10 protein-coding genes are annotated in these 12,774 nt (G+C 60.5%); 6 read left to right on the plus strand and 4 right to left on the minus strand.

Going from position 1 to position 12,774, the window contains the following annotated elements:
- Window positions 1-14 precede the first annotated feature (14 nt).
- Complete coding sequence (locus tag QZ540_RS06840) at window positions 15-638, plus strand: TetR/AcrR family transcriptional regulator (RefSeq protein ID WP_294628685.1); 624 nt, start codon at window positions 15-17, stop codon at window positions 636-638.
- Between the two features lie 114 nt (window positions 639-752).
- Entirely contained in the window at window positions 753-1,913 is a 1,161-nt protein-coding gene (locus tag QZ540_RS06845; RefSeq protein ID WP_294628687.1) for a sucrase ferredoxin, read from the plus strand.
- A 120-nt stretch (window positions 1,914-2,033) separates the two neighbouring features.
- On the opposite strand, the gene QZ540_RS06850 is transcribed toward QZ540_RS06845, so the two are convergent.
- The 3 genes from QZ540_RS06850 to QZ540_RS06860 form a co-directional block, all read right to left on the minus strand.
- Entirely contained in the window at window positions 2,034-3,701 is a 1,668-nt protein-coding gene (locus QZ540_RS06850; RefSeq protein WP_294628689.1) for an NAD-dependent succinate-semialdehyde dehydrogenase, read from the minus strand.
- 363 nt (window positions 3,702-4,064) lie between these two features.
- Window positions 4,065-5,669, minus strand: a complete 1,605-nt coding sequence (locus QZ540_RS06855) for a glycerophosphodiester phosphodiesterase (RefSeq protein ID WP_294628691.1) — start codon at window positions 5,667-5,669, stop codon at window positions 4,065-4,067.
- Window positions 5,670-6,059: 390 nt separating this feature from the next.
- The gene (locus QZ540_RS06860; RefSeq protein WP_049354085.1) at window positions 6,060-6,572 is read right to left on the minus strand and encodes a PTS glucose transporter subunit IIA; all 513 of its coding nucleotides are present in this window, start codon (window positions 6,570-6,572) and stop codon (window positions 6,060-6,062) included.
- Between the two features lie 337 nt (window positions 6,573-6,909).
- Between QZ540_RS06860 and QZ540_RS06865 the strand changes: the two genes are divergently transcribed.
- Window positions 6,910-7,497, plus strand: coding sequence for an arsenic metallochaperone ArsD family protein (locus QZ540_RS06865; protein WP_294628693.1), 588 nt, complete (start codon window positions 6,910-6,912; stop codon window positions 7,495-7,497).
- Window positions 7,498-7,712: 215 nt separating this feature from the next.
- On the opposite strand, the gene fbaA is transcribed toward QZ540_RS06865, so the two are convergent.
- Window positions 7,713-8,738: a class II fructose-bisphosphate aldolase gene (gene fbaA / locus QZ540_RS06870; protein ID WP_012902702.1), complete on the minus strand. Its 1,026-nt coding sequence runs from the start codon at window positions 8,736-8,738 to the stop codon at window positions 7,713-7,715.
- 264 nt (window positions 8,739-9,002) lie between these two features.
- Here fbaA and QZ540_RS06875 point away from each other — a divergent pair, with 264 nt between their 5' ends.
- The 3 genes from QZ540_RS06875 (at window position 9,003) to QZ540_RS06885 (ending at window position 12,647) form a co-directional block, all read left to right on the plus strand.
- A complete protein-coding gene (locus QZ540_RS06875) occupies window positions 9,003-9,389 on the plus strand; it encodes a hypothetical protein (protein WP_049342000.1) in 387 nt (128 codons plus the stop codon).
- A gap of 306 nt (window positions 9,390-9,695) precedes the next feature.
- Window positions 9,696-11,297, plus strand: a complete 1,602-nt coding sequence (locus QZ540_RS06880) for an amino acid permease (RefSeq protein WP_294628696.1) — start codon at window positions 9,696-9,698, stop codon at window positions 11,295-11,297.
- Between the two features lie 297 nt (window positions 11,298-11,594).
- Window positions 11,595-12,647, plus strand: a complete 1,053-nt coding sequence (locus QZ540_RS06885) for an ornithine cyclodeaminase (protein ID WP_005504242.1) — start codon at window positions 11,595-11,597, stop codon at window positions 12,645-12,647.
- Window positions 12,648-12,774: the final 127 nt, after the last annotated feature.

Here is a 12,774-nt window from a genome sequence, read left to right on the forward strand (position 1 = left end):
CCTAGACTGGAACCATGCCCCGACTAACAGACGCCACCAAAGCCGCCCGCCGAGCCCAAATCATCGAAGCCGCCATCGACTGCTTCCTCGAGCGCGGCTACACCAACACCTCCATGAGCGACATCATCAAGGCATCCGGGCTGTCCTCCGGATCCATCTACTCGCACTTCTCCGGCAAAGAAGACATCCTCATCGGCGCCGTCAACGAACGCCTCAGTTACCTCAAGGAGCTCTACGGCGCGTTCCCCGAAGGCGCCGGCCCCCAGGATCTCCTCGAAGCTATCTACACCAACCAGCAGGTCAACGAGAACTTCTCCGCCATGCTGCGCATTCGCCTCGAATCGCTCCACACGCCCGAAATCGCCAAGGCAACCGCGGACGTCATTCCCCTGTTGCAGAGCATCATTACCAAGACCCTCACCCCCTGGGCGGTCGACCAGCTGAGCGTCTTGCACGAAATCAACCCCGACCCGGCGCAGCGCACCCCCGAACAGGAAGCGCTCATCACCGACTATGCCCGCGACACCGCGGACGCCTTCATGATGGTCTTCCAGGGGTTTATGCTCCGCTCGTTCTTCGGCACCCCCGAAGAAAAGGAAAACCTCTACCGCGTCGCTTTGGCGCTCCTTCCTGAGTAGTTGACCACCCGATAACCCCTAAAAATCACCCCCATAAGGTTGTCTTTTAGGTTTATAGGCGATTTTTGGGTACTTTAGTGCCCCCACAGTCTGCAGGCGTAGAATCGAGGAACTATGACTGAATCCTGCACCCCCGCAACCCCCGAGCCGCGCGCCACCAACCCCGCGGAGCTGAACAATCTGCGTGCCGCGCACGCTGACGAACTCTCCTCCCGCACCCGCGCCACCAAGATCCCCGAGGACTCTTGCTCCCTCTACGACGACGAGGCGCTCGGTGGCACCGCCGGACGCGCCACCGCCTGGCTGGCGCTCGAACACGTGGGACAGTGGGGCCGCGACGTACTGGATGGCTCCGCCCTCGGCGAGGAGCTTTCGGCAGCACTGGGCGAGGCAGTCTCGCAGGCTGGCCTGAAGTTCCTGCTGATCCGCCAGGCGGGCAGGGAGGGGCGCGTACTGCACGGCGCGCCGGATGCATCCGGCACCCCGACCCACCGGGTGCTCTACACGCAGAGCACCCCGGGTGAGGAGAAGCTCTACTCGTTCAGCGTGAGCGCCCCCGAGCAACTGCTCAACCTGCCCCTGGACAACCCGCAGGAGTTGATTCAGGTGACCGGCGCGGAGCTCATGGACTCCCCCGCTATTCTCGTGTGCACCCACTCCAAGCGTGACCGTTGCTGCGCCCTGCGTGGTCGCCCCATTGCGGCGCACCTGGCGGATATTCTGCCGCCGAATGCGGTTTGGGAGTGCTCGCATACGGGCGGTCACCGCTTTGCCCCGGTCGGCATTATGCTGCCCACCGGCTACACCTACGGTCGCCTCTCGGAGCCTTCGGCACTGGCGGCGTACCTGTCGCTGGCGGGTCGTTCCATTCCGTCCCTGCACGGTCTGCGTGGTCGCAGTACGGATACCCCGGTGGAGCAGGCGGCGGAGGTTGCCGTACGCCTTGAACTGGAGAAAAAGGGTGAAGAAGTAACCTCTGGGGGTTTGGTTTCACGTGAAACATCGGGGCGAGAAGCGCTCATTGCACTCCGCGAGGCGGGTGTCGACGTGAACGTCGAGACAAGCACTGAGTTCTCCCCTGAATTTTTTGCGGCGTTTTCCCCTAAAGAATTCACCAAGCACCCCACCATGGAGGCAGCACTCACCTCCCACACCGACGGACGCACCTGGGTCGCCTTCTTCGAGCGGGTCACCCTTGAGCCGCGCCCCAACTCGTGTGGCAAGGGTCCCGCAGATGCTTTCAGCCGCGAACTGCGCGGTCTGTTTCAGCTCTAAAACCCGCGCATGACTTAGACAGCACGAAGCCCCGGCAAGCACCTTCTCGGGTGCCCGTCGGGACTTCACTGTATCCAGGGTTTGCCGTAACCGGCATCTCGCCCTATCCGGCAAACAGCCTTATCCGGCAAACGGGTTCGGCGCGCCGATGTACTGCAGCTCGGTGTACTCTTCCAGACCCTCGGGGCCGCCCTCGCGGCCCATGCCGGATTGCTTCACGCCACCGAAGGGTGCCGCCGCGTTCGAGATCACGCCAGAGTTGTAGCCAATCAGACCGAACTCCAGACCCGCCGCCATGCGCGTAAAGCGCGGGTGGTTGCTCGTGTACACGTACGCCGCCAGGCCGTACTCGGTGTCGTTGGCGAGCTTCAGGGCGGTGCGTTCACCCTCCTCACCGTAGCCGCTGAACGTGGCAATCGGGGCGACGGGGCCGAAGATTTCTTCACGCCACACGCGCATCGAATCGGTCACGCCGGTCACCACGGTGGGGCGAATGAAATTGCCCTTGTTAAGGTTCTTGGGCATGCCGCCGGTATCGCTCGGAACGTTTTCCTCAAGCTCGGGAATGTAACCGCCGCAGGCGAGGAGCGCACCCTTGCCCAGGGCGTCTTCCACCATAAAAAGCATGGATTCAACCGCTGAAGGTTGAATTAACGGTCCGCAATCGGTTCCCTCGACCGTTCCGTCACCTACGACGGTCGCCTCCATGCGTTCCACGAAGGCGCGCGTGAACTCTTCGGCGATGTCCTCGTGCACGATAAATCGGTTGGCGGCGGTACACGCCTCGCCCATGTTCCTCATCTTCGCCGCGTAGGCACCCTCAACGGCGGCGGGGATGTCCGCATCCTCAAAGACGATGAACGGGGCGTTGCCGCCCAGCTCCATGGAGGTGCGCAGAACGTTCTGTGAAGCCTGCGCGAGCAGGGTGCGGCCCACGGCGGTGGAGCCGGTGAACGACACCTTCCGCAGGCGCTCATCGGCCATCAGCGCGGAGACAACCTCGCCGGTGCGGGAGGTGGTCACCACGTTCAGCACGCCGTCCGGCAGGCCCGCCTCGCGCATCAGGTACGCGAAGTACAGGGAGCTGAGCGGGGTCAGGGAGGCGGGCTTGAGCACCACGGTGCAGCCCGCCGCGAGCGCCGGGGCGACCTTGCGTGCCGCCATGGCGAGTGGGAAGTTCCAGGGGGTGATGAGCAGGCAGGGACCCACGGGGCGGCGTACGGTGGTGATTTGCAGTCCGGATTCGGGGGCGACGGCGGTGCGACCGAAGCTGCGGGCAGCTTCTTCGGCGTACCAGCGCAGGTAGTTTGCGGCGTAGGCGACCTCGCCGCGGGACTGATCGAGGGGCTTGCCCATTTCGAGGGTCATGAGCCGGGCGATGACTTCGGTGCGCTGCGTCATGAGCGTGTAGGCGCGGTTGAGGATGTCGGCGCGTTCGCGGGGGCTGGTTGCCGCCCAGGAAGCGCGGGCGTCGCAGGCGGCGTCGAGTGCTTCGATACCCTGTTCGACGCTGGCGTCAGCAACGTGCGCGAGAATCTGGCCGCAGGAGGGGTTGTGCACGGGGAAGGAGCCGTTGTCGCCGGTGACCCAACTGCCGCCGAGGAGCAGGTCGGTAGGCACGTAGAAGAAGGGGTAGGAGGGCCGCTCGTAGGGGTCGATGGGTTCGCGCTGCGGCATGTTGATGCTTTGCATGTGCGGTTCGGTGCGGCCTCGCAGCTGTGCGGACTTTGCAGCGGGCTTTTCGGAAGTAGCGCTCTCGGAGGCGGAGCTTTCGGGTGAGGTGGTCATGGCGTGCCTTTCGGGTTGGGGCGGCCGGTGCGGTCGACTCTGACGCTTTTAATTCTAGTCCCCGTCCTCTCCTCCCCTGCCCCCTCGAACCTGCCCGGCGCCCACCCGTCACCGTGTACCCTCGCCCGTCCTCCCCCCCGCCCTGACGCGACCGCGGGCATGCCAAAGGGGGCCGCATCCATTACAGATGCGACCCCCTTCGGGGTGGATTCTTGCTCGGTACGCGAGCAGCTGGGGGGTTATGGGAGGCCTAGCCCGGAAGGGATGCTCGGTGTGCATCCGCGAAGCCCTGCGCCTCGCTCTCCGCGGTGGTGAGCCGCGAGTTGCGGGATGCTCGGCGGTGGTTTAAGCCCACCTGCGCTCTCAAACCCAGGACTGACGTGCCTCGATTCGGGTCAGCTCCAGGGGGCCGCCATCGTTGGTGCCGTGGAAGCGGCCGAAGTGTACGTACGGGCCGCGGTAGGCGCTGTGGTTGATGGGGCTGGAGTACTGGCCGTTGACGGTGTAGTAGAAGCTGTTCTTGTTCACCACGATCTTGCAGTTCAGTGCCTGACCGGTGGTGACCTTCTGGCGCAGCTTCATGGTGTGCAGCACGCGCGGGCTTGCCTGGTTCGGTTCAAAGCAGAGAATCTGCGCCACGGAGCCACCGCGGTAGTTGGGGCGGATGGCGAGCACGTAGGTGCCGTCTTCCTGCTTTGCGGAGAACTTCTTACCGATGCCGAAGGCGCCGTCGTGTTCGCGGCCGAACGCAATGTAGCCGTAGTGACCATCCTGCTGCGGCAGTGCACCGGTCCACTTCATGGAGAAGTCAAGGGTGTACTTTTCACGGGTGGTGTAGTTCGCCAGGGGGCCGAGCAGTACGGATTCGTCGTAGCGCTGGTTGTGCACGATGGCTGCACCGGTCAGGTCGGGCATGTCTGCTGCGACGGAGGGGTCGGCGGGCAGCATGCCGTGGGGGCGCTGGCCGGTCTTAATCTTGACGCTGGCGTCGAAGGGGTCACCAATTACCCAGTAGGGGTCGGGGCACATGAAGCCCTTAACACCCAGTGCCTTGTACTTTTCGTAGGCGGAGCGGCGGTGGATTTCCCAGACAATGACTGCCTTGCCGAGGCCGGTGAGGGCGCGTACGTTCTCCTCGCTCATGGAGCCCTGGGAAACGCCGGTCGGCTTCTCGTAGTAGGGTACGCCGATGGCGTCCACGTTTTCGTGGCGTGCCATTGCGGAGATCTTGTCGATGGGGTCGCCACCGTCGAAGTAGCACCAGGTGGCGCAGCCTGCGGAGTTAGCAAGCTTCAGGTAGCGGGAGGTGGGCTTGAAGCCACCGTTGCCGTCACGGTACATCTTGATGACGGTGCGGCGCTGCAGGCCGCGTTCGGTGATGAACTTGACGAGGCCTGCCTGTGCGGGGCCGTCCTTCGCTTCGAGGAACAGTACGACCTTCTTGCCGCCGACGGAGGCGTATTCGCCGCCTGCGGGCACGGCGTCAACCGCTGCGATGGCTTCATCGAGGGTGGGGATGTCGTACAGGTCGGTCTTCTCGCCCAGGTTCTTGCGCATGTTGACCTTGTGCTGGCGCAGTTCGGCGAGGGTGTGGCCGCGCACGTCCAGGGCCGCACCGGTGGTGCGCTTGATGTTGGTGTCGTGCATGCAGACGAAGTGGCCGTCGCTGGTGGTGCGTACGGAAATTTCGACGGCGAGGGCGCCTCGGCGTACGGACTCTGCGTAGGCGTAGGCGGTGTGCTCGGGGTTGATGTTGCCGGCACCGCGGTGGGCGATGAAGAATTCATCGGTCTTGTAGAGCAGCTGGTGTGCGGGGGAGCCGCTGTGTACTGCCGCGAGCTGTGCGCGGGTGTTGGCTGCGGCGTGGGCTTCGCCTGCCTGGAGCATGAGCGCGGCGGGTGCCAGTGCGGAGGCGCCGAGGAAGCCGCGGCGGCTCAGATTCTTAGAGGTCTTCGGGAATGCAGTCACCGTAGTAGTCCTTTTTCTTTTATGAGTTGAGCGTAATGTGTGTGGTTGTTCATTGAAGTTTTGGTTTATAGCTGAGGGTCCGGATTCTCTCAACTCAAACTGCAACTCTAAGTAGGATAACGATTTTTTATCGGTGATTCACTGCGTTTACAGGAAAATAGGGTATTATGTGCGCCTCATTCTTACCCGCCGTGTAATGCGGGTGAATGTGTTCCTCCTTTTCCGCCGCTTTTAGTGGCGGCTTTTAATACGGTGTTAAAAAATTTCTCGTGCAACGAAAAAGGCCGCGCCTACAGCCCGATTGAGCCTACAGGACGCGACCTTTTGCGTTAAACGTTTTTCACAGGGTATTCACCCTTATTGAAGCTGAGCTATTTTCGCTGGTTCAGCTTACTTCTTGGATGCCTGAGCGACGCGGTCACCGGCTGCGACGGGGCGGCGGGACTCAGAGTCCTTGGAGATGTTGAACTTTGCGGTGTTGGTGATCATCACCATGGTTTCCTTGGAGGGGATGCGACCCTCGATAGCTGCCCAGTCCACCTCGATGATGGGTGCGCCTGCCTCAACCTTGTCGCCTACGTTAGCGATCTTGGTGAAGCCTTCGCCGCCGAGCTCAACGGTGTCGATACCGATGTGGACCAGCACCTCGCCACCGTTTTCGGTGCGGAGCATGAATGCGTGCAGGGTGTCCTGAATCAGTGCGATGGTACCTGCAACGGGTGCGACGATGGTGCCTGCGGTGGGGTTCACTGCGTAGCCGTCACCCATAACGCCCTGAGAGAAAACGGGGTCGGAGACTTCGCTCAGCGGCAGGTACTCGCCGGTAACAGGTGCGACGTAGACGTCTGCGGACGATGCTTCCTGTGCGGCAGCTTCCTTCTTCTTCTTGCCGAAACCGAACATATATGCTCCTTTTGGTCGTGTGGCGCTATGAATAGCGTGTATTTGTAGCGCTGATGCGTCCGCGTCGGATGCGGGCGTCGTTGCCTTCTTGGTTTCACACCGGGCGGCACCCACATAATTGCAGGGTTCGCACACTCCGGTGCATATGCACTCAGAATACAACACCTGAACCCGCAGCTCACGAGCTGAGAGTCATTCGACTCGAATTCTGCAAATATTCCGCAATTCTGGAACTTCAAATCACACTTCTGCACTCTTGAGGTCCCGAGTACACTTAGTGGAGGACTGGCACCCCTCCCCCGAGCCGGTGCCTATAAGAGAGAAAAGGCTGAAACTGATGACTGAAGCGGCTGAAACCGTTCTTGAAGTATTTATTCCGGGCCCCGGCGAGAACCCGGAGGATCCGCAGGATATGGAGCGCTCCGAGTTCCTGGGTGCCGCGCAGGAGGCGCTGGATGCGGGCGTGGACATTGAGGTGTACTCCACCGACTCCTACCCGTCCGCATTCGAAGAGTGCGCACCCGTGGCGGAGCAGATTGAGATGAACGGCCGCGAGGTTCTGCCGCTCATGCTCGTCAACGGTGAGGTGAAGGTGTCCTTCGCGTACCCGACCGCCGAGCAGATTAAGCGTTTTGCGCGCGCTCACCTGGTCGCCCAGCCGAAGGCGAACGCGGCAGCGGCGGCGTGCGGCCCGTCCGGTTCCCCGGCGGCGTCGATGATCCCGAACCTGAGCCCCCTGGCGGAGCCCGCAGGTTTCGCGGCAACCCTGGCGGGCAAGGCACCCCAGCCGGTTGGCGGCCCCGAGATCGGTAACCGCGTGAACCTCATGGGCGGCGACACCGGCGACGGCATCCCCACCTCCGGTTCGGTGGCTGTGAAGTCCGGCGGCTGCGGATGCGGTGGTTGCGGCTGCGGCGGCAAGTAAACCCGCCACTGCCCTACTGAGAGCCCTGCTGAGTCTCAGTACAGGGACCCAGCACGGGAACTAGCGTGAGAACTAGCCCCGGCAGGCTCTCCCCCGAAATTTAAAAGAGCGGTGCCCGCCTCCTCGTACTGAGGAAGCGGGCACCGCTTTCGCTTAACGAAGCTTAGGTTCACACCCGGCAGCACCTACGGGAGCTGCGGCGGGCGAACAGCACCTTACTTGATGGAGGTACCGACGGAACCGAGCTGCTGGCAAGCCTCGACCACGCGTGCGGCCATGCCTGCCTCTGCAGCTGCACCCCAAACGCGGGGGTCGTAGGTCTTCTTGTTGCCGACCTCGCCGTCAACCTTCAGCACACCGTCGTAGTTGCTGAACATGTGGCCAGCAACGGGGCGGGTGAATGCGTACTGGGTGTCGGTGTCGATGTTCATCTTGATAACACCGTAGGACACTGCGTCTGCAATCTCCTGCTCGGTGGAGCCGGAGCCACCGTGGAAGACCAGGTAGAAGGGCTTGTCGCCCTTGCCGTACTTAGCGCCGACCTCGGTCTGGATTTCCTTGAGCAGCTCGGGGCGCAGGTGAACGTTACCGGGCTTGTACACGCCGTGAACGTTACCGAAGGTCAGAGCAGCCATGTAGGTGCCCTTCTCGCCCAGGCCGATTGCCTCAACGGTCTTGATTGCGTCTGCAACGGTGGTGTACAGGGAGTCGTCGATAGCGCCTTCAACGCCGTCTTCCTCGCCACCAACGGCACCAATCTCAACCTCGAGAACGAGCTTTGCCTTGGAGGTACGCTCGATCAGCTCAGCAGCGATCTTCAGGTTCTCGTCCAGGTCGATTGCGGAGCCGTCCCACATGTGGGAGTTGAAGATGGGGTCTTCACCGCGAGCAACAGCCTTCTCGGACTCTGCCAGCAGGGGCAGGACGAAGCCTTCCAGCTTGTCCTTGGGGCAGTGGTCGGTGTGCAGTGCAATGTTCACGTCGTACTGCTTAGCAACTTCGCGTGCGTATGCTGCGAAGGCCAGGGAGCCAACGACCATGTCCTTCTTGGAAGCGCCGGACCAGTATGCTGCACCACCGGTGGATGCCTGGATGATGCCGTCCGAGCCAGCCTCTGCGAAGCCGCGGATAGCAGCGTTCAGGGTCTGGGAGGAGGTTACGTTCACTGCGGGGTACGCGAAGCCCTTTTCCTTCGCGGTCTGCAGCATTTCTGCGTAAACTTCGGGGGTTGCAATAGCCATATGCTGACTCCTTGGATAGATGCGACCGGTTACCGTTTGTTGGGCCGGTTCACCATTTTTTGTTGGCGCGCGAGACGCCTCCTACTCGCACTATTTTACCAAGATACGACTTATTTATCGTTAATTTTTTGTGGGTTTTTTTGGGTTTACTGCAGCGAAATTTCCGCGAATTACCGCGGTAAAGTAGAGGTGTTAATGACTTGATGTCTTCTGTGCGTGCAGGTCAGCGTACACATGACCCGGACGCAACGAAAGGAACCTCCCATGAGCAAGGCGAGCGCTAAAAATAATCCGAAACAGCTCGACGCGAAGCGTGAGAAGCGTGCCCGCCAGGCGCAGCGTCGTGCTGAGCGTGAGCATCCGAATGCGGCGGCTATTGCGCCCGTGCGTGCCCAGTTGGATGAGGTTCTGGAGCGTAAGAGTCGGCATGTTTTGGGGCATGGCGATATGGCGAAATCCCTTGAGTTGATGGAGAAAATGCGTGATGAGGGCGCGAGCGACCATGAGATTGATGTGGCGCTTGCGGAGGCGAAGCTCCCCTCGGTCGTGCAGGTGGGTCGTAAGTCGTTGATGCGCTGGCCGAGCTGGTGGTGGTTGAATCGTCGTGAGCGCGCGTTGCGGGCGAAGATTGACCGCCTGATGGAGGGCTAGAGTCCCGTTCTGATTAGGTTGCTGGAGCACCCCGTTGTGGGTGCTCTTGTGCTGTGCGGTGGTGGGGTAATTGATTTTTTGGACTCAGGGTTCAATTAATCTATTTCACAAAACAATTAAAACCACACAATACAACATGAACCAAACATATTCATAAGATATGCATTATATGTATATAAATTGTTACGTGACGCGGGTTATATTTACCTAAATTACCGTGCTATAGTCGTTACAACCCACAGACGTGTTCCCAACCACATTTCATGTAACACGTGCTTCAGACGTAACTATCCAAGGAGGTATAGCATGAGCACCTCACCGAACAAGAACCCGCAGACTTCTGCAGCGGATCAGTACACCAAGCCCCCCACAGACGACCCGTTCGCACACGAACAGGAAGGCTTCCACAAGGGGCTTGGCGCACGTCAGCTCCAGATGATCGCCATCGGTTCCGCTATTGGTACCGGCCTGTTCCTGGGCACCGGTAGCCGCCTGCAGGACGCAGGCCCCATGCTCGCCGTCATCTACGCCGTCATCGGCTTCTTCGGCTACCTGATTCTGCGAGCCCTCGGCGAGCTGATCCTTCACCGCCCCTCCTCGGGCTCCTTCGTCTCCTACACCCGCGAATTCTACGGCGAAAAGGCCGCATTCGTATCCGGATGGCTGTACTGGCTGAACTGGGCAATGACCGCCGTTGCAGACGCCACCGCTATCGCTATCTACATCAGCTGGTTTGGTCGATACAACCAGTTCTTCGCAGATATTCCCCAGTGGCTCAGCGCATTCATCGTCGTTGTCATCACTGTGGCCCTGAACCTCATCTCCGTGAAGCTCTTCGGTGAGCTGGAATTCTGGTTCGCACTCATTAAGATTCTTGCCCTGCTGTCCTTCATGGCGGTAGGTATCTGGTACCTGGTCTTCGGTGAACCCATCAACGGCGTCCGCCCCGGCCTTGAACTCATTGCAGCCAATGACGGCTTCTTCCCCAACGGTATTCTTCCCGCTCTTATCGTGGTTCAGGGCGTTGTGTTCGCCTACGCCGGTATTGAGCTGGTCGGCACCACCAGTGGTGAAACCAAGAACGTTGAGAAGGTTATCCCCCGCGCTATCAACACCGTGATCTGGCGTATCGCAATCTTCTACGTTGGTTCCGTGGTTCTGCTCTGCCTGCTCATGCCCTACACCGCATACAAGGATGCAGAGTCGCCGTTCGTGACCTTCTTCGACTCGATCGGCATTGACGGTACCGCACCGATTATGCAGCTGGTCGTTATTACCGCGGCTGCTTCCTCGCTGAACGCTGGTCTGTACTCCACCGGCCGTATCCTCCACTCGATGGGTGTTGCGGGTTCGGCGCCGAAGTTCACCACTAAGGTGTCCCGCTCCGGCGTTCCGGTGGCAGGTATTCTGCTGACCGGTGTGGTTGGCCTCTTCGGTGTTGTGCTGAACTTCTTCGTTCCCGAGCAGGCGTTCGAGGTCGTGCTGAACATCGCGTCGGTGGGCACCATGGCGAGCTGGGCGGCTATCGCAATGTCGCACCAGAAGTACCTGAAGATGGTCGGTGAGGGCAAGTACAAGCGCCCGAACTACCGCGCACCCGGCGGTCGCTTTAGCGACTGGGCTGTGATGGTGTTCCTCGCTGTTGTGCTGGTGCTGATGGCACTGGATTACCCGGTGGGCACCTACACCCTGGCGTCGCTGCTGGTGGTTATCCCGCTGCTGATTATCGGCTGGTACACGGTTCGTGACCGCGTCAACGAGATTGCTCGCGTCCGTGAAGGCTACACCGGTTCCGTGCCTGTGATTGCTGCCCGCCCCGTGGTGAAGAAGCTTGTTTCGGAGCCTCGTACCCACATTGACCTGGGTGAACTGGACGCTGAGGACGAGGACAAGCCGAAGGGCAGCTAACCCGACGGCAGCTTCCGATCCCGGTGGAATCCTGGCGGAATCCCGGTGAAGGCGATGAGGGGGTTCTAGGCCCTAGTCCTAAACCCTAGCCCGTAGGTTCCAGGAGTTCTAGAACCCCCTCCCTGCACGTCTTTTCGTGTTCGCTCCGTATTACATCCGTGTAATACATAAAGCAAAGTACATATTTACAGCATTTCTAATACGGTGTGTCCTGCAATATATTTTGAGATAATAGATATCCGCAGTGACCACCAGATGCACAAAGAAGTTTTGTGCAGATATTCAAAGGAGAAAATCATGACTGAACGTCCTAGCGCACACGCGGTGGAATTTGTTGACGTCGCCTCGATGGCGAAGTGGATTCAGAAGGACGGCGTAGGCAACATCATTGCCGGCATGGTCGACTTCCTCGAAGAAGACTTCAAGAAGTGGCAGAGCTTCGACAAGATCCCGCGCGTCGCCTCCCACACCCCCTTCGGTGTGATTGAGCTGATGCCCACCTCCGACAACATCACCTACTCCTTCAAGTACGTGAACGGCCACCCGTCGAACCCGGCACGCGGCTTCCAGACCGTGACTGCGTTCGGTCTGCTCGCTGACGTGGACAACGGCTACCCCGTGTTCCTGGCTGAGATGACCCTGCTGACCGCGCTGCGTACCGCGGGCGTGTCCGCCATGGTTGCTAAGCACCTGGCACGCAAGGACTCGAAGAAGATGGCGATGATCGGTACCGGCTCACAGTCTGAGTTCCAGGCGCTGGGTATGCGCGCGGTGCTCGGTATTGAGGACCTGTCCGTCTACGACGTTGACCCGCACGCGATGGAGAAGTTCCGCCGTAACCTGGAGCCGCTGGGCTTCCGCATCCACCTGGCTAAGGACGTGGACGAGGCTGTTGAGGGTGCCGACATTATTACCACCTGCACCGCCGATAAGCAGCAGGCGAAGGTTCTGCTGGACCGCCAGGTGAAGCCCGGCGTGCACCTGAACGCTATTGGTGGCGACTGCCCCGGCAAGACTGAGCTGGAAAGCGAAATTCTGGACCGTTCCACCGTGTTTGTTGAGTTCCCGCCGCAGACCCGCATTGAGGGCGAGATTCAGCAGAAGGACCCGGACTTCCCGGTGGTGGAGTTCTGGAAGGTTCTGACTGGTGAGGAGCCGGGCCGCGTCTCGGATGAGCAGATTACCCTGTTTGATTCGGTGGGCTTCGCGATTGCTGACTTCTCGGGTCTGCGTTATGCCCGTGCTGCTACGCAGGATACCGACCTGCAGCAGTTCATTGACCTGGTTGCTAGCCCGGATGATCCGAAGGATCTGTACTCGCTGGTGAACGTTAACGTTCCGGTGGGCTAAAGGACTAAGTAACCTGACGCTGAGTGGCCTTGAGCTGGCGAGCCTGTAGGTGCGCCAGCGTAGGCTGCGAGGTTGAGAGTGAATAAAGTGAGGGCCGGGGAGTGGTGACACTCCCCGGCTCCTTCTT

The organism is uncultured Rothia sp. (assembly GCF_916049665.1).
Taxonomy (GTDB): Bacteria; Actinomycetota; Actinomycetes; order Actinomycetales; family Micrococcaceae; genus Rothia.

What these genes read in the sequence shown, in the direction of transcription:
- QZ540_RS06885 (WP_005504242.1), top strand. Translation starts at nt 11,595, where the DNA reads ATGACTGAACGTCCTAGCGCACACGCGGTGGAATTTGTTGACGTCGCC.
- fbaA (WP_012902702.1), bottom strand. Translation starts at nt 8,738, where the DNA reads ATGGCTATTGCAACCCCCGAAGTTTACGCAGAAATGCTGCAGACCGCG.
- QZ540_RS06845 (WP_294628687.1), top strand. Translation starts at nt 753, where the DNA reads ATGACTGAATCCTGCACCCCCGCAACCCCCGAGCCGCGCGCCACCAAC.
- QZ540_RS06875 (WP_049342000.1), top strand. Translation starts at nt 9,003, where the DNA reads ATGAGCAAGGCGAGCGCTAAAAATAATCCGAAACAGCTCGACGCGAAG.
- QZ540_RS06840 (WP_294628685.1), top strand. Translation starts at nt 15, where the DNA reads ATGCCCCGACTAACAGACGCCACCAAAGCCGCCCGCCGAGCCCAAATC.
- QZ540_RS06850 (WP_294628689.1), bottom strand. Translation starts at nt 3,701, where the DNA reads ATGACCACCTCACCCGAAAGCTCCGCCTCCGAGAGCGCTACTTCCGAA.
- QZ540_RS06865 (WP_294628693.1), top strand. Translation starts at nt 6,910, where the DNA reads ATGACTGAAGCGGCTGAAACCGTTCTTGAAGTATTTATTCCGGGCCCC.
- QZ540_RS06880 (WP_294628696.1), top strand. Translation starts at nt 9,696, where the DNA reads ATGAGCACCTCACCGAACAAGAACCCGCAGACTTCTGCAGCGGATCAG.
- QZ540_RS06860 (WP_049354085.1), bottom strand. Translation starts at nt 6,572, where the DNA reads ATGTTCGGTTTCGGCAAGAAGAAGAAGGAAGCTGCCGCACAGGAAGCA.